Here is a 17566-nt window from a genome sequence, read left to right as displayed (position 1 = left end):
CATTCTACCGGACGGACGCAAGCACTGATTTGTGCAACAAAGCCGTGCCGATATGTGTTGATTCGGCATTGAAAACTTGCATTTTGAAGTTTCGGCCCAGCTCGGCATCGCGGACTTCTTTTTCCTTTAGTCCGCGCATTTCGCTCCACCTTGGATCATCCTCAGGGATCTCTTCGAGATAATCGCCGAGCTTTTTCACGACCTTGACGGCGGGTGCGATCTTATCAAAGTCAAATTCAATGCCTCTGGTCGTGGCCACCAAGCACCAGCGAACTCTATTTTCAAGGATGCCCCAGTCCTTCCCTTCAAGGACTGCTTCATGCACCGTATATCCCATATCGCGCAATTGATGCCGCAATATCTGAGCGGATGCGGTTTTACTGTAATTAACCACATTTTCAAGTTGGAGTATGGTGGGCTGGACGCGATTTATTACTGCCAGTGCTGCGAAAACGAGGTGACCAATTTCAGGATGATCCTCCATCATGGAAAGACCACGCTTCGCCTTACCGGCCGAACTTGCTCCGCTGCAGGGCAGACCCATCTCCAAAATTTCAAGTTTTGGCAGGCGTTGCATAAGCCATTCGTCTTGGACCAACTCTTGAACTGGAATAGCCAACGCCTCAGTTTCTTCGCCCCAAACATCATTGTGCTCAATTGCATGAGATAGAAGGTCTTCACGGATTTCGTTAGCAAATGCCATTTCGGCTTTGACGCCGGCCCTAATCAGACCTTCATGGATTGCGCGTGACAGAACACCACCGCCATGCGATAAACTACCCATCTTCAGCGGTGTGTTGTTGGCCAGCTTGTTGATTAATCGTTGTCGGCGCTCGCGGATCTGAAGCTCAGATGCCAATGGAAGTAAAAACACCCTGCCTTTTTGCACTACAACACGGATGGCTTCCATGCCTTGAAAGGCGCGAAGAAGCTCCTTGCTGTTAATGTCTACCACAGGCAACAGGCGCTCCCCTTTCTTCTTGGTGGACACCGTCCGCGAGCCATCCTGGTTAATCGTCAGAACTACGCGATCGCCGTCAACTTCGAGATCGTATTTGTCACCTGGTGCAAAACCCGCCCGGATGGCTTGAATGCCATCAAGCCAGATGCGTGGTGCGCCACGGTTTTGCCCAATTTGTTTTACCCAAACGTCAGTTTTCTTACGATCCATGACTCACCTCGCAATGGTCGGAGTTGCTAGCATGGCCGGGCTGGTGACGACGGCTTTTGCTACGTGCTCTGGTGTGCTGTAAGCGCTCTTGAGCTGAAGGATGGCCTCGGCCAGCTTTGACTCGTCAACGCCCGACATGTAGCGGGAGATCTGAGATGCTGCATTCTTCGCTTCTGCCTTCCAGATATCACGCAGGGGCGTGCCGGGTCTGTAGACATGTTCGAACCAGTGCATTTCATCCGTAGAGCCAGTGTCCAAGTCTTGGCATTCAAAGCTGGCCACGCCAACCACGCCTTGCGCAAGCAGGTCTTTGAATTTTTTGAAGTCCCCGTCCGTGTAGAAATCCCGAGAGACCTCTCCATTGAGGTGGATATGGAACGATCCATCCTCGTTCTCATCGAGTTCAAACTCATCGCGTCGCTTGCCATACCCTCCATCGGTGAAAGGACGAATAACGTCCTGTACGTCCACATCGTCGGCCAGACGGAATGTTCCGGAGAAGTAAGTGTTGAAGCCCATGTCGCATCCCTTTCCGAGTTGCATCGTTTCAATAAGTTGTTCACTATAATAGTAACGATACTAAAACAATATATAACAACTCTACACACAAAAGATGGATTTTCCAAGCCGCCATGACATGGGCTTGGTCACTTTTTTGGAGGGTGACTTACATGTCACCATGCAAGCAACACGATTACCAGGTGAGAAAAATGAGTTTGCTGCCAGAAACAACTTGTGACGCAGAGCGCCTGAAGCAAATTTTAGCGGGATTCCGGTTCAGCTTCGCGTCAGAGAAGGATCTTCAAGACGGCATTGCCAAGGTGCTGGAACAGAGCTGTATCGCCTTTCAGCGTGAAGAATCGCTTAGCAAGGCAGATCGTCCTGACTTCATGGTGGGTACGGTTGCGATTGAGGTAAAGATTCAAGGCTCGCTCGCAGCGCTTTTGCGCCAGATCTCGCGCTATGCAAAGCATGAAGGGATTGAGGAGATCATCGTTGTTGGTACGCCGCACTGGCTGCCCCGCGTTCCTGCTGAGCTGGGTGGAAAATCCATAAAAAGCCTGCGACTACTGAGGAGCCTACTGTGAATTTCGGACAAATAACCCACAAAGGTGATCACTGGCATATCGCGTGCGAGGCGCATGTTCGCACGAAAATCAAGCGGCTGTTCCCTGAAGTTGACCAGCGAGCTGGGGATAGCATTATTCTCTCGGACAATCCTGAAAATTGCAGAGATCTTCTGTGGTTAGTCGAACGTTACCCCATGGAAATCCATGGGCGGGATCATATGGCCCACCGAGCTGCTGAGCACATTGAACAAGAAAACGTTGTTGCAGCCCTACTCCAACACCGGATGCCTCCGGATGATTTCGAGCTGGCCATCCCAGCACGCGAATACCAGTGCCAGGCGGCCACCTTGCTGCACGTCAAAGAAGGGCTGCTGCTTGCTGATCAGGTTGGTCTCGGGAAAACAGTAACCAGCATTTGCGCCATGGCCCGCAAGCAGAACCTGCCAGTTCTGGTCGTTACCCTCACCCACCTTCCTAGCCAATGGGCCGCCGAGATCCTGGTGTTTGACGAGATACAAGAACTGCGCCGTACCGAATCGAATAAGTATGCCGCCGCTAAATTCATCGCTTCCAAGGCTCCGTTGCGGTTAGGGCTATCAGCAACGCCCATATATAACTATGGCGTCGAATTCTTTAACGTCATTGATGTGGTCCGCCCAGGTGTTCTTGGGACCAAGGAAGAATTCTGCCGGGAGTGGTGCAACGACAAGGAAAGCATCGCTGACCCCCGTGCATTCGGTGAATACCTCCGCCGCGAAGGGATCATGCTTCGCCGCACCCGTGCGGATGTTGGCCGCGAGCTGCCCCCAGTCACCAAGATTCCCCAGTACGTCGAGTGCGATCAAGCCGCCCTGGACAAGATCAAAGGCTCTGCGGTTGAGTTGGCCAAGACAATCCTAGCCGCCCAGCAGAACTATCGAGGTGAGAAATTTCGGGCCAGCGAGGAATTCAACGTCCTGATGCGGCAAGCCACCGGAATATCAAAAGCTCCGTTCGTGGCGGAATTTGTGCGCCTGCTGCTGGAGAACGGCGAAAAAGTTGTCTTGTACGGCTGGCACCGTGAGGTGTATGGCATTTGGCTTGAGCAGCTTGCTGCCTTCAAGCCGCGACTGTACACCGGGACCGAGTCCCCAAAGGAAAAAGAAGCCGCCAAACTGGCCTTTACTGAGGGCGACTGCCGGTTGCTCATCATTTCGCTCCGATCTGGTGCTGGCCTGGATGGTTTGCAGCACCATTGCCGCACGGTCGTGTTCGGCGAACTGGACTGGAGTCCCGGCGTACATGAGCAGTGCATCGGCCGTGTGGACCGCGACGAGCAGACAGAAGCGGTAATGGCCTACTTCTTGATTGCTGAAGAAGGCTCAGATCCGATCATCGCTGATGTCCTGGGGCTGAAGCGCAACCAGATCGAAGCGGTACGTGACCCGAATGCGGAACTGATTGAGAAGCTAGAGGTAGAAACCGGCAATGTGAAGCGCCTAGCCGAATCCTATCTCAACAAAGTGGGGGTGGCTTGTGCTGCATAGCGCAGAAAGCCACAAGGAATATGGATCAGATGGACGCAAAATTGAAAGGCGAGACAGGGTCATGAGCACGAAGCAAGAACGGGTCGATCATGCAAACCAACTTATCCGGATCATCGCGGCACATGGCCGTCGGCCTCACCTGGCCAGAAGGCGAAGCGAAAAATTGCCGCAGTATCTCGCCGTAAAAACCGCAATAAGTAACTGCAAGAAAGGATGATCATCATGGGAGCCGCAAAGCGCCGGAAAGCCGAGATCGACCGGCTCAAACAGACCCCAAAACCGAAACGGATTGGCCGACCAGAGGCCCGTGCCAAGGTGGCAATGGCAATGGTCGAGTTGCTTGGTGATGTCCTGCATCCCCTTCTCCGGAAGTAAGCATCAATGGCTACCTATGGGCTAAGGCCATGTCCCTGGTGCAAGTCTGCCCCAGCAGTTGAGCAGGACGGCGATGATTCTTGGTATGTGGCCTGCAAATTCCATGGTTGTGTTGTTGCTCCTATTACTGTTGGCTACAAGTCCGCCATGCAGGCGCAATTGGCTTGGAACTGCTGTGGCAAGCCAGACTTGATGCCTACCCCAATTCGATAACCACTTTTTGACTAAATAAAACATGCCTGGCTTCGATGAACTGATGGCGCAATACCGTGATCAAGCTGCCAAGGAGCTTGATCCAAACCGGTCAACCGTAGCAGAAGAAATCGACGCAATGGACTGGCAGCTCAGCGAGTTGGCCAGGCTCATTACTGACCTTGAGCGCCAGACGGACAGAACGGCCAGAGAGTTCATGGCCAACTCGGCCAGACGGCACCTGGATACGCTCGTGCAGCGAGTCTATCGGGCAAAACTGATTTCGCTCGGTCAACGAGTTACCAAACAGAACTAGCATTTAAAGGGAAACCATGGAACAGATGATTGAGCAACTGAAGCAGCAGGCCCGCGACTCATGGCCGGGGGCGACTGGTGAGGAACGAGCCGCCAAGATTGAGGATTTTCTGCTCAAGATGCTTGCAGAATACTCGGCAGTTCTCAATGTCCCGAAGGCTGATTTGCTGACCGCGTTCGAGAAGAACCGGACATGCACTGCCATCAATTACTATCAGGAAGCAAATTTCCCTTCGCTGGACGGGGTGAATGTGCTGGAAAATCTTGCTGAGTTCCAGAAGCGCTATCCAAGTAGAGAATATCGCTGCCCGTCCTGTGGTGGAAAATCGAACAATCCGTATGAGTGTGATTCTGGCCTGAATCGTACCAATGGCGAAGCCTGCAACTGGAAATCTTATGGCCTATTCGGAACGATGGGCAAGGGAATGCGATTGACATTCCGAGAGGGCTTTGTTGACCGGCCGAAGGTGGATGAAATTTTCATGCCGATCGAGGCCGAAGCCAGAGTTGATGCCGATCCGGTGAATGTGTAGAACTTCCTAGAACGACTGCCGAAACCAAGGGCAGACAGAGTACGAATACACGCACCAGACCGCATGCGGATATGTTCGCGAGAGCGTGACAGCAAACGGAGACGCAGTAGATTGCAAGCTGTGTCTGCAATCTACCCACATGGCTCACCACCATGCGATCAATGGGACATTCTCCGACTCGCAAGGGTGTTACTAAACAACTCAGAAAAGAATTTTATAATGGAATTTGATGTGTGGTCAGATACAGATGGAAAACTCACTGCAACTCAGGTCAAGCAATGCTTTGTAAGCGATTTGGATGCGCCATATGGATTTTCACGTCATGAGATTCGAGTAGTAGCAAAGACTGCACGGGCTGCCATAGCGGCATACCGCGCAGCACGATAGCTGGTCAGGGCGGAAAATGACTATGGATGACCAAGCCCTGATTTTGGAACTGAGAGCAGCTCTTGGGGCTGCACTCGACTACATTGATGCGCTGCCGTCCGACTTGGAGCTCCCTGCCATGCCCGGATTTGATCGGGACTGGGCAGACGGTCTTCTTCACGCCCATACGGCGACTAACAGACGGAAATTTCTATGAAAAAGATTCTACAACGTCACGGTCGAGCCATTGGTGGGTTATATGAAGCCGTGGATGAGTCCAAGCTCATAGACGAATAACCCTCGGACAAGGACTGTCGGCAATGAGTAGCACGTGGCGGTATGTCAGCGAAGCGCGTGGCCATCTTGTGGAGATTTACGAACGCCTACTGGATATGCCGCAAGAGAGACCGAGGGGTTGCTTTGTTGGATTGAATCCCAACCCGATGATGGTCGCGGCCTACAGTAAAGCTGCCGACGAGTGGCACGATCTGCGTGTAGCGAAAGTCATGAACATCGTTGACGTTCTTGGCAAGCATGACATACGAGAAGCAATCACCGACTGGCGTGAACATGCAATCGCATACTTGCGCAAAACGCCTTCGGCGCGCTCTAAACAGAAATTTCACGATGACGACGATAGTATTCTCTTCCTATGTGTGACCCTTTGGTATGCTAGGGTCGCGGTTGATTGGTTGGTCAAGCGTGATGATGAGGGATTATTGCAGGGCGGCATCTCATACCGTGATATGACAGCGAAAGCCGCTGAGTTCGGGTCTCGTGAGGGGATTCCGGGGCAAGACTTACATCAGATCCTACCTGAAGAGGCCAGAATCGTAGACGAGCTTGACAAAGACGATCCGCGACTTGCGCGGTACTTGGCTTGGACCTACATCAGCCTCGACATCGATCACTTCTTATGAAATCGGGAAACAGTTGCCTTACCCATGCCGGCATCACCGGCATCAGAGGATTCGATACGCCAGGCCGCCACAACGCGGCCTTTGTTGCGCCAGGAGCAGAGCATTGAGCGAAGAGCAGAAAAAAGCAGGCCCTGGCCGCCCGGCCACCGGACAGGCGATGAGCAGTACAGAGCGTTCCGCCAAGCGTGACAAGGATCTGATCGATGCTGGCGGACGGGTGCTGCGCAATGTGCGCCTCAGTCCGGAAGCGGCGAAGGCGCTGGAGGCGCTGGCCGCCCAACATCCGTCCGAGCGTAGCGCAATTGAGACAGCTCTGGTCGAATGGCATAAAATAAATGTGGTGCCCCACGATAAATAAGCTATGATTGAGCTATCAATAACCGGCGGCACAGATGGAGGCTTGCATGGCCAAGCTGACACAAGAGCTGATCGACCTCATTACTGAGCAGGTTGGCCGGTTCAATACTGACGTGCTTACTGGCTGGGAAACTGGCCTGCAAGGCAAGCAGCGCATTGGCAGCAGACTGTATGAGCGCCACGCACCTGCGCATCTGGAAGGTCAACGCTATGCTGACTGGCTTGCGGGCAAGGTAGCCGCCCAGCGTTACAAAGATAGCATACGGCGTGAAACGCACTTCGCTGGCCACGGCCCGAATGGCGCGATGCTGGTGGTGCGCAAAGGCTGGGTGGCCAGAGGCAAAGTCATTACTCAGATGGAGAAGGCTGGAGCCTGCGGCGATGTCCTCGTTTTCTACATGGAGAACGGGAAGATCAAGCGCACCGAGCGGTGCGGAATCTAGAACGGAAACGGCTGGCTACGACCGAGACGATAAGGAATACGAAGACATGAAGAAACTGGCACTCTTCCTCGCCTTGCTGACGCCGCTGGCCCACGCAGCAGATGCCCCAGGCAGCGCAGCAGCAGCTAAGGCCATGGTCCCTGCTTACCTCGGCCAGCTCTTTACCCTGGTTGATACCCCTGTAGTGAAGGGCGATCACGCCACGGTACACGCTCGCATTCTGGACCAGTCCTGTGACCTTACTTTGGTCAAATACCCAACGGCGAACGAGTCCGGCTGGGTCGTCGAAAAACAGACTTGCAAGAAAATTTAACGCCGCTGGAAAATTTCCAAAGGACATAATTCATGCTGAACCTAAACAAAATTCCAGCAGACATCCTGACTGACTTGCAAAAGCGCGGCCATACGGATGATGACATCAAACAGATGACACCGAAGCAGGCGTTTGCGGAATTCTGTCGCTGGAACGGACTGACCGACTGGAGTAACACGCTGTGGAACGCTGTGCATACCCTTCAAGCCGCAACCACGCCAGCCGAGCCCTGCGGTGAGTGTGGCGTCCGCCATGAGCCGGGCCAGAATACATTGTGCAGCAAGTAGCGGAAATGACCATGCCAACTGTGCTGATTGATGGAGTCGAATACGTGCCCCGTGCCGAGGTGCCAGAGCTGTCCGATGACCGCTTGAAAGCAGCGCTTGAGGAGTTGGTATCGATCCAGTATTTCCGGGAGGAACACAAGGCTATCGCTCAGGCTTGGAACGTGCTTCACGCCCTTGCCCCGCAGCTTGCTGAACTGTCTAGCCGAGATCCACTGGCCGCATATGAACGTATCCACGGAACGGAATAGAGACCAGAAATGCCTGAACAGATAAAATGGATGGACGCAGCTATCCATCAACCTCCAGATAACTCCCTGCTTCTGATTGTCGAATTCACAGGAAGCGCCGGCCGAGTTGGCGATATGGTGACTGGCTTCTATGCAGAGGGTGAATACCATATTGGCACAACCTCAGCGGGTGACCCACTTGATGCGGACCAGGTTGTTCGATATTGGGCAAAGCCCATTTGGCCGGCTGGATATGACGAAGATGGCATTTGGCAGAATTAGGGCGGAAAATCCATTACAAGCAGAATTCGCGCCAGATTAAAAAAATCCAGGAAAAAAAGACGTGCGGGGAGCTTGACCAGTGGACGGCGGTAGACGATACTAAACTTGCGACAGTTATACGTATGTGTACTCACCCTACACTAGCTAAGCGGGGCACTTCTCTTAACGGGGAGGTGCCCTGTCTTGTTTTTAGCTTCCCATTTGTGGTTACTGGGCCATGATCTTTGCCAGCCCGGCCGTCGTATTGCTGCCGGTCTCGCCACTGCCGGCTACATTGTCACCCGACTGATGCGACCAGCTGGTCACATTCCACTTCCCGTTACTGCTTACCATCTTCACCTGGTACTTACCGGCGAATGATTGGCCAGACTGCTTGGAGTGGAAGGCCAAATCAACATCACAGGCCCACTCTGTCCCGGCTTCCTTGCAGCTGATGTTCTCGACCTTGTCAAATGACAGGTAACGATTCTCCGCCCTGGCAACCTTCAAGGTTTGAATAAAACCGGACGAAACAGCTTCTGTGCTCGGCCCGCCATTTGAAGAGCAGGCCGTAAGCACAGAAACAAAAACAAGCGGGAGTATCGACTTCATCAAGACGCCTCATAGGTTGTAGATGACGGAATTGTGCCCAGAGGAAGATCAGTCTTCCTTGGCGCTGCCATTCTTGTGAGCTTCCAGAGCGGCCTCATAACTCATGTCATGCCGCCAGGCTGTAAAGCCATTGCTGCCACCATCAATTGAATACCCCAAGCGTGCAACCGTCTCATACGGCAAGCCGCACCCACGAGAGATCTCCATCCAGCCATAAGTGCAGACAGGAGCCTTCTGGCTGAGCAGCAGCTGATTCACATGATTTTCCAACGTGGCCGCATCTCGGTTCTCGGCGGCGGCTTTGGCCTTCTTCTTCGGGTCAGATCCACTGTAGTAGTTTCTAGCCACGGAAATCGGGTAGGTCTTCATTACGCAGTGGCCCTCACGCTGACAGGTGCTGCTCGATCAGTTTGATGATCGTGCTCCGGCCAGGCACCTCCCCGTCCGGATAACCGTTGAGGGCGGCAACGGCAAACTCTGTTTGCATACCGGTGGCCATGCCCATTTGTTCGGGCGTGCAAGCCTTGTAGCGTAGTTCTCGCGGGTCCAACCCGTACTGCTGTTTGATCTGCGCCAAATCCGCGTCAAAGCTTTCCAGGTCATGAGTGTCTTCGAATCCGCAGCTATCGCCGAAAAGACCGCCTTCGGCCGACATCGAGATGTATTCATCGTCATCGTCGTCATAGCTCGACAGCGTGAAAACAGTGCCACCAACAACCTCAGCACCTCTCTGGATCGGAAGCACCGCAAAGCTGTGTGCCTCCGGGTAAGCCTGAAGCCGGGCTACGGCCTCAGCAAAGCTCAGCAAATCGTCTTGCATCCTATCGCTCCCAAATCGCATCCTTAATGCATAGGCTGACAGTTTGAAGCAAATCGGCCGGCACGGATAGTGGATACCAGTGTCGGCCGAGCTTCAGCACATTGTTACACTACATCGCCAAAGCGGCAGCGGGCGTTACCGCGATAGACTTTGTCGGCTCGTCCAGTTGCAGTTCTTTCCTTCGAGCCAGCGCCTGGCGAATGGTGTCCATGTTCAGGCCCTCACGATCAACATTAGCCGGCATGACGACCCCAACGACCTCACCCTCCAGCTGGACAAACACCTTTTCCTTTGGATTGTTCGAAGACATGCCGAAAGTCACATCCTGGCCAAATGCACGCTTGCAGTAAGCTACAAGGTCCCACTGTATGCAAACAGCAGCATCGTCACTTAGGGAAGGCTCTGGCTGGAAAGCAACCACCTTGCGGACGACAGCATTTTCGTCATTCTGGCCAAGCCTCTTCATGTCGATTTCTGCAATCGGCGTTAGCTGATTCACAACGTCGCCTGCAAGCATCTTCGAAACGTTAATCAACTTGGCCGGATCATTGCGCTCTTTATTGATATGCGAGATCCACTTGGCCATTTGCGGCTCTCGTGACCGGGTATCAATCAGCCAGCCATTGGACCAGCCAACCTGCCCATTCCCATGGGTGACGCGAAACCAACCATCGGCATGCATCGCTTGGCTTGGAATGTCCAGCCTCGCCGGCATCGGCGTGATCGCCGACAGCTCCTTCTCGGCCAGCAGCCATGTTTGCCGCTCTTCAAGCAGCTCTGTCATGCTATTAGCTGCAGCGAGATACTTCTGACGAACCGTCAGTAGCTCTCCTCGTGCCGCCGGCGACAGCTCTACCGCATCAGCGATCATAAAGCAGCAGGTAAGCGGGATCTCCAGTGCATCTTGCTCGATGGTGCCGATGACATCCGTGATCATCTGAATCTGCGATGGCAAGGTGTCAGCGCCCTGCTTGATGCTTTCCTGAATGCCATTCAACGCTCGCGTGGCCATCACAACACGATGCTGGACTGCCTCAATGTAGTCGCTAACCAGCCCGATCTTCCGATCGGCTGGGTAAGAGAAATCGCTTGGGGCGGGCTTGCGATTGAAATTGGAAACAAATACGGCCGTGCTGCCTAGGCGATCAACAACTTCCAGCAAGGCCTCCCCTACTTTATTCGTCGCAGATTTCAGCTGCGACTTGCTCATCGTGGTATCGAAAATCTCTTGCGCCAGTACCAGACGATCAGGGACGGACTCTGCCGGTTGGGCGCAGCTCTGTTCAATCGTGGCTGATTGCCAGCCAGCACTCATCCATACGCTACGGACTTCCCCCTCTGGACCAGAGCTGGCACAGTGCAGTCGATAGCCAGGCTCATCGCCGGCACTGCGAATCTGCTCGACTACTACGCCCTCGATCGTGACCTCACCCATCAGCGGGTCTACACGGTTGAAGCTGACATGTTCCCCGATAGCGTGCGCATGCGGGGTGTTACGCAGCCGTGCATCCGGCAAGATGTAGCTATCCGGCAACGCATAACTTGGGGCATCGTGTAACAACGCCCGCAGTTCGTTATTTTCTGGCGTCCCGATATAGAACAAATCGTCCAGCACCACATCCGGCAGGTCTTCCCCTGCTTTGGCCGCATTGCGGATCTCCGTGATCCACTCTTTGACAGCTGCTTTGCGACTGGATGGATTGGCGTATACCTTCAGGATTTCTTCACGATCAATACCAAGCTGCTGCCCCATCGCAATTCTCTGAGGCAGTAGAACCGACTGGAAGTATTCCTGGAAGGGCAGCTGATAGGCGGCTCGATAATCAGGAAACTCTCTCTGCAAGATGGCGCTGACCAGTTTTTCACGCCTCCAGTCGCCCTCTTCCGTTACCTCTCCGTCCTGATTGAGCAACGCGACCAAGTCATGGCGCTGCATCGCCATAAGCTCAAATTGACGCTCTCTGCGGGCATCTTTCTCACCATCAGGGATCAGATCGACAAGCGCCCCATCCCCTTCTCGTGTGATATCACCCAAATGCTCGGCCAGCTGCTTGTATGTGGCGCAACTGAAGGCAAGCTCATCGGAAGCACCGAGAATTTCCCAACGATCATACTCACGGCTGAACAGGATCTTGTGAATCGCACTACGAACCTCTTCAGCTGGCCGTACCGCTACATCCGAGCCATCGGTTTTGCGACTACTCCACTGTTGCTTCGTCAGTCTTGCGGCCATCCCTCGCTGCCGGCCGGCAAGCATGGCCACATCCACGTCGGCCATGCTGCTCAGCCCCTCTTGCAATACCACGGTCGAGCCAGCCAGCTTTTCAGAGTGGGACAGTGTGAAAGTCCAACCAGAAAGCTTGCCGTTCGCATTGCGCTCTCGGCGAGCATCAATCCAGTACACCCCGCCATTTTCGTCGTAGTAGTTGCGACCGGTCGCATAGATCGGATCGGCCCTGCAGTCCGAGTAGGCTTCTGCCAACTCAGGCCGCACCTGGAAACGTACATGCGCTTCGTGACTGAATTCCGGCTGGCCATCAGCCAGCGGAGTTGTCGTTACGATACCGTGACTAAGGCGGCTGCTGACTTTGATGAACAAGTTTCCGGCACTATCTCGAACGATGTCACCATCGCGAAGTGCTTCGAGATGGTGAACTGGAGATTCGGACGGCTCATCATCCCAAAGCTCTACTCCATTCTCACGCATCCAAACCGCCTCGATGGCATCTTGGCCAAACGGAATGCCTTCCTTTGCACGTTCTGCCTCGGCATTTTTGACAAGCTGCAGCACACGCTCAGCACCAACCTTCTCAATACCTGCCTTGGCATCGGACAAGGCCTCCGCCTTTGTCTTCCGCTGAGAAACGATTGCCAGTCCAGATGACTTCTCAATAACTGCCCACCGTGAACGGGGCGTATGTAGTGCTAAAGCTTCAAGTTCTCGACCAACAAAAAACTCACCATCAACGGCAAGCTCTACATCAGAAACATCAATGTAAGGAACAGGACCCGGCGATTTCTTCCCGCTCAATCCGAATGCAAGAGGTCGGCCAGAGTCCCTAGCCAACTGCCATACATTTTGCCATTCCCCTTCTTTGGCAAAGTCGATAATAGTTTCATTCAGTGAGCCACCAACACCGGTCACCTTGTTTGCAGCAGGTGCATCACGCTTGGCCATGGCGGCCTCAAACTTCCTCCGAAAGGCCAGCAGACGTTCTTTGGTGTTCAGCACCTGGAATTTCCCGTTACCTGGCGTGCTGATCGTGATGTAGCCAATAGCTTCATCAAGCTTCTGCCGTACATATGCGCGACGGCCCTCTTCAGCAATCGCAAACTTTCCAGCCTCAGAAGAAATAGCCTCTTTGGCCTCTTTCCAAAACTGCTGAGACAGTGCATCAATGTTCTTGCCGCTGGAAGCCGCACTGATGGCTGCATCAATCTGTCGTAGCCCTTCAAGCTTGATTTCATCTCGGCCTGTTTGCGTGGCTGACTTAACAATTTTCTGGGGCGCTTTGATGGTTTTGCCACCCGCACGATCGACCATTTGAACCAAACTCAAAATTTCAGTTTGTAGCTCATAAGATTTCCCGCCACGGCGAGAAGACAGAACAATATGACGTCCATCTTCACTTATCGAATTGATTTCACAACTAGTGTACGTTCTGCCGTCATTCGTGCGGATCTTCGAAAACTTATCGCCGGCTTGCCACCCATGCTCTGCCATGGCCTGCGCTTGAGCCGCGTACGCCTGCTGTGATTCAACGTACTCTCTGGCATGGTAAATTTCATGGCCGATATCTCCATTTTGTACCCCGGTAACGTTCCGCTGCCAGGCCTCTTCTGGGATATACGAACCCAACTCATCTTTGACAAAAGCATTAACGTCAGTATTGTAGAACTTGCCATTGGCAATGGCATTCTGTACAGCAGTAATGAGTCTTGCCTGATATGGTAGTGGCTCATACTCCTTCAACAAACTTCCCTGCCAGCGCTTGTATACCGCATCTTTCTCAGTCTCAACACGAGGGAAGCCATCTTCGTAGATCGTGGCAGACCGTTTAGCCAGGTGCTCCCCGGTGCTGACCACCGGGGCAGGATCACCATCCGTCGCCAGTTCATCGCCCTTGGCGACAAACAAGCCTTTCAGATTCGCCCTGTTTTTCGCCGCCCAGTCACGGGCCATCTGTTCCGTCTCAAAACCAACCGAGTTGTACCCGGTCATCAGAACAAAGCGGTTGCTGACAAGCGAGTCATGGAATAGCGTCCAGCCATTGACCTTCCCAAGGCTGTTCACGCTCTTTAGCCATGATTTGAACGTGGCATCACTCATCAGCGTTTTAATTTCAGGAGAAGCCTCCTGACGATCGACAGACTCAGTTGGTTCGGCTTCTTCGACGCGGGAGCCATTCTCGCTAAGCTGATTTTCCTGCTTGAGCTTGTTTTTCAGCCAGCCCGGAGCAGCACCAACGGCCATGTAGTAGCTCACAACGGACTCAGGCAATTCATGGCCAGCATCAATTGCCTCAGAAACAATCGTCCAATGCGCTCTTGCTGCTTCCGTTTTTGCCTGTGAAAACCATCCGTCAGAATCTGGGGTAAACCCCATCTTTTTCAGATACTGGCTGCCCGTAAGTTGCCATTCTGCCAAGGCATTCAACGGCCCCAGTGTGGCAATCGCAGCAGCAATCTGCGCAGGGCCAGTATTTTCCGAATAGTAGAAATTCTGACCAACTGCCGCCCCTACACGCTCATCCCCAGACTCACCCAAGAACACCATGGACTTGCCGTTGTCAGCAAGATCAACACGGGCAATTAGCTTTCCATCAACCTCAAGAACGCCACGAACACACCAATCACCCCCATGGGGCGATTTTTCATACCCCCCCCAGCGGATGATCCCACCATGGCTTTTCGCCTCAGCGTCCATCAGCTTTGCGCTGCGGAATGGGCTGTAGGAATCCACATCAACGGAATCAGACACCCAAACCTTGAAATCATCCGTGGCCGACTCAAAACGGTAGGCAGCGTCCACCTTCGTAATCAGCAACTGCTTAGCATTATCGGCGGCTTCAGGAGCCTGTTGCTCAATCAGATACTGAGCAAAATCCATGGCTGTCTTGGTGATGTCCGACTCCATCCAAAACCCACCAGTCGGCCCAACCAGTCGCCGCCCTGTTGGCGTGGCCACAACCTGGTAGCCTGCAGCAACGCACTGGGCCATCATTTCCCCGCGTGGCTTTACTACCCCATTGAAGCCCTGCTGCTTGTTAAGCGCAGCAATTGCCTTCGCCTTACGGGCAGGATTCATGCCAACGACAAACCCATCCAGTGCGACAGGCTGGCCACGATCGACGGCCGCACGTTCCGAGGCGGCCGCTTTTTGAATGGCAAGCTGTTTTTCATCGTGGGATATCCGACCACCAAGCTGAGCTACGTCCAGTTTTTCAGGAAGGGTTCGGCCTTCGGCACTGATCAGCAGGCGACCATCCTCATCGACACCGGACACCTCACACTGGCCATGGACAGAAAGCCACTTTCGGCCAACAAAGGCATACGTCTCAGCAAGGACCACTCGCGACGCATCAAGGCGATCGCTCACCTTGGCCATAAAATCGCGAACAACCTGGCGGAGATCTCGCTGCGCTTTGGGAAGCTTTACCCGGTCGTCGAACAGAGATTCGAATGCTTTGCGGGAAATCTTATTAGACGGGTCAAGAATCTCGACCAACAGCCCTTCATCGCCAGCCACAATGGCTTGGTACATCTTCTGCACGGTTTTGAGCAGACCAGCTGGCAGCTGATCAACCTGGACGCCTTGCGCGACAGCATAGGCATGCTGAATCTTCGCATGCAGAGCGACCGTATCGTCTGTTTCGCGGACATGCCCATCAATGGTCTTGGCAGCCTCCAGCTGGAGAGCCTGGCGCAGCTCACCAAGCGCAATCTCCATGGCCACCAGGTAGTTGCCTCCAATAACGGCGACTGAGTTGCTGGCAACAGCCGTAATCCCACCATCATCTGCGAGATCGAGTTGCCGTACTTCCAGCTTCTCAGGCTCACCATCGGCATTGCCGACGATGAATTTGACGACACGGAGCGGACGTCCTTCGATTTGCCGGTGGATCGCCACAGCCGCATCGGATGCCCCGTATTCCCGGAAGCCCTCAGGCATGTTGTGCTGCAAAACCTGTTTCAGCTGCTGATCTACCGGCAATGCCAGAGCTTCTGCGTCTTCTTCCAACAAGAGGGCGACATAACGAGCCTCTTCTGCCGTCAGTGCGATCACAATGTCATGCTTGCTGCTTACCAGTCGCCACTGCTTGACAGCCCCTTGCTGCACCTGTTTGATCGCCCGGTAACCTTCCACATCAATCTTGTGCAGCAAATACTCAAGAGCAGTGACTTCCTTGTCGCCAAGCAGGTAGGTTTTCTGGGAAAGGGAAGTCCGGAGTTCTTCAAGGAGATCCAGCTTCGCTTTGGCTTTGTGTGCCAGCTGCTTTTGCTGGCGCTCGGCCCGGAGGGCCTGATTTCGCCGTTCCCTCTCCTCAACACCCACACCACACCACTCATCCACCTGGCGCAGTCTCTGCGCCAACACCCCAGTAAGTGGCGTACCAGACCACGCAGCAAAGAAAGCAGCCGCAGCCGGGTTCAAATCGGAGTTGCCCAGAATAGGGAAAAGGGAATCTGCATCTCGGCGCAGAACTGCATCAACAAACCGGATATGGAATTCTGCAGGGCCAGCCTCGGCCTGGCGCAGTCGTTCGGACATCTCGCGTTCCGGCGATTCGTCATTCCCTGCTTGGCTTGCTGCCAGGATCTGTGCGTCAAAAGTCATCCACTGGTAAGCCGTTGGCTGGAGCGCATGCGGCATGTGAGGGATGTACTTCGCGGCAGAATCAACACTGCCCCCAGCAGAATAAATCAAGGCAGAAAACTCGGCCGCTGGCTTCAGCATGCCCGAATAGGCCTTCTGAACCAGATCTGTACTTACCGGCTCAGATTCAGCGCCATACTCGGAGTACATTTCAGTCCCCGGAACGCTCACAACACGGCCATCGCTCAAACGAACTTGGATGGCTCCGAAGTAGCGGATGTAACCATCCACATCGTAGGTCTGAATCTCGGGCAGCACATCGCGCACCTGGTGGAAGTTCTCCACGGGTAGCACATCAGACAGCCCCTTATGCCACTTCAAGAGCATTTGCGCATGTTCAGCGGCGTCCGGCCAGAACCGCAACATGGCACGCTCTACGGCAGCAGGCAGCCCCCCCTGTTCCACCCCAAACGGATGCGCCTGTTCCCAGGCACTAATCCAAGCAGAAATGCCGGGAGCAACGGTTGCTTGCATGGAGGCAACCGGATTCGGCATTGAGGGGTACTCGCGTGACAGCGCCTCTTTCAGGGCAGCGGTGCTCGTGAACGCCTCTTTCACGCGCTCATAAGCCGAACGATCAGCTTGCTCGGGGGCGTCCTTTTTTACCAGGCTGGAGACAGCCATCAGATCCATCGCCATGACGACCGCGACTTGATGTAAAGCTCGACGCTCTTGCTCTGCTTCCGGCAGGCCAGCGTATCCGGGAGAACCAGTTTTCAGAACCAGACGGCTCAGCAGCCCGTCCAGCCGCTGTAGCGCCGCCGTGCCATCAGCACCGAGCAGCTTTGCAAATCGAGTTCGCCATGCATTCGGATTCATATCACCCTCATTTCCATTAGGTAACTTGTTATTGGATGATACTAACTTTACTATACCTATTATTCAATCAGAGTTTAATCTT

Annotated in this window: 17 protein-coding genes; 10 read left to right on the top strand and 7 right to left on the bottom strand. The window is 53.9% G+C overall.

The features are described 5' to 3' along the window. Positions 1-4: 4 nt before the first annotated feature. Positions 5-1171 carry a DNA cytosine methyltransferase gene (locus LCH97_RS18580; RefSeq protein WP_227305599.1) on the bottom strand — a complete coding sequence of 389 codons (1167 nt, stop codon included), beginning with the start codon at positions 1169-1171 and terminating at the stop codon, positions 5-7. A 3-nt stretch (positions 1172-1174) separates the two neighbouring features. Then, entirely contained in the window at positions 1175-1690 is a 516-nt protein-coding gene (locus tag LCH97_RS18575; protein WP_227305597.1) for a hypothetical protein, read from the bottom strand. Between the two features lie 191 nt (positions 1691-1881). Here LCH97_RS18575 and LCH97_RS18570 point away from each other — a divergent pair, with 191 nt between their 5' ends. Further along, complete coding sequence (locus LCH97_RS18570; protein WP_227305595.1) at positions 1882-2259, top strand: hypothetical protein; 378 nt, start codon at positions 1882-1884, stop codon at positions 2257-2259. Next, entirely contained in the window at positions 2256-3767 is a 1512-nt protein-coding gene (locus LCH97_RS18565; protein WP_227305593.1) for a DEAD/DEAH box helicase, read from the top strand. The genes LCH97_RS18570 and LCH97_RS18565 overlap by 4 nt, the downstream gene beginning before the upstream one ends. 135 nt (positions 3768-3902) lie before the next feature. On the opposite strand, the gene LCH97_RS18560 is transcribed toward LCH97_RS18565, so the two are convergent. Beyond that, complete coding sequence (locus LCH97_RS18560) at positions 3903-4124, bottom strand: hypothetical protein (RefSeq protein ID WP_227305591.1); 222 nt, start codon at positions 4122-4124, stop codon at positions 3903-3905. 253 nt (positions 4125-4377) lie between these two features. Here LCH97_RS18560 and LCH97_RS18555 point away from each other — a divergent pair, with 253 nt between their 5' ends. From LCH97_RS18555 to LCH97_RS18520, 8 genes are all read left to right on the top strand, one after another. Beyond that, positions 4378-4650 (top strand): hypothetical protein, encoded by a 273-nt coding sequence (locus tag LCH97_RS18555; protein WP_227305589.1) that lies wholly within the window; start codon positions 4378-4380, stop codon positions 4648-4650. 16 nt (positions 4651-4666) lie between these two features. Continuing rightward, positions 4667-5182: a hypothetical protein gene (locus tag LCH97_RS18550; RefSeq protein ID WP_227305587.1), complete on the top strand. Its 516-nt coding sequence runs from the start codon at positions 4667-4669 to the stop codon at positions 5180-5182. Between the two features lie 686 nt (positions 5183-5868). Next, positions 5869-6468, top strand: coding sequence for a hypothetical protein (locus LCH97_RS18545; RefSeq protein ID WP_227305585.1), 600 nt, complete (start codon positions 5869-5871; stop codon positions 6466-6468). Between the two features lie 103 nt (positions 6469-6571). After that, positions 6572-6826 (top strand): hypothetical protein, encoded by a 255-nt coding sequence (locus LCH97_RS18540; protein WP_227305583.1) that lies wholly within the window; start codon positions 6572-6574, stop codon positions 6824-6826. 46 nt (positions 6827-6872) lie between these two features. After that, on the top strand, positions 6873-7268 hold the full coding sequence (locus LCH97_RS18535; protein ID WP_227305581.1) for a hypothetical protein: 396 nt from the start codon (positions 6873-6875) through the stop codon (positions 7266-7268). Between the two features lie 46 nt (positions 7269-7314). Further along, positions 7315-7581 (top strand): hypothetical protein, encoded by a 267-nt coding sequence (locus tag LCH97_RS18530; protein WP_227305579.1) that lies wholly within the window; start codon positions 7315-7317, stop codon positions 7579-7581. Between the two features lie 32 nt (positions 7582-7613). Next, positions 7614-7868, top strand: coding sequence for a hypothetical protein (locus LCH97_RS18525; RefSeq protein ID WP_227305577.1), 255 nt, complete (start codon positions 7614-7616; stop codon positions 7866-7868). 11 nt (positions 7869-7879) lie between these two features. Beyond that, positions 7880-8116 (top strand): hypothetical protein, encoded by a 237-nt coding sequence (locus LCH97_RS18520; RefSeq protein ID WP_227305575.1) that lies wholly within the window; start codon positions 7880-7882, stop codon positions 8114-8116. Between the two features lie 468 nt (positions 8117-8584). Here LCH97_RS18520 and LCH97_RS18515 read toward each other — a convergent pair whose 3' ends face one another. From LCH97_RS18515 to LCH97_RS18500, 4 genes are all read right to left on the bottom strand, one after another. Beyond that, on the bottom strand, positions 8585-8968 hold the full coding sequence (locus LCH97_RS18515; RefSeq protein WP_227305573.1) for a hypothetical protein: 384 nt from the start codon (positions 8966-8968) through the stop codon (positions 8585-8587). Between the two features lie 48 nt (positions 8969-9016). After that, positions 9017-9337, bottom strand: coding sequence for a hypothetical protein (locus tag LCH97_RS18510; RefSeq protein ID WP_227305571.1), 321 nt, complete (start codon positions 9335-9337; stop codon positions 9017-9019). A 13-nt stretch (positions 9338-9350) separates the two neighbouring features. Continuing rightward, entirely contained in the window at positions 9351-9788 is a 438-nt protein-coding gene (locus LCH97_RS18505; RefSeq protein WP_227305569.1) for a hypothetical protein, read from the bottom strand. Between the two features lie 109 nt (positions 9789-9897). Continuing rightward, positions 9898-17484 (bottom strand): hypothetical protein, encoded by a 7587-nt coding sequence (locus tag LCH97_RS18500; RefSeq protein ID WP_227305566.1) that lies wholly within the window; start codon positions 17482-17484, stop codon positions 9898-9900. Between the last annotated feature and the right edge of the window lie 82 nt (positions 17485-17566).

It is taken from the genome of Vogesella sp. XCS3, assembly GCF_020616155.1.
GTDB lineage: Bacteria > Pseudomonadota > Gammaproteobacteria > Burkholderiales > Chromobacteriaceae > Vogesella.
This window is presented reverse-complemented; position numbering and strand designations above follow the sequence as displayed.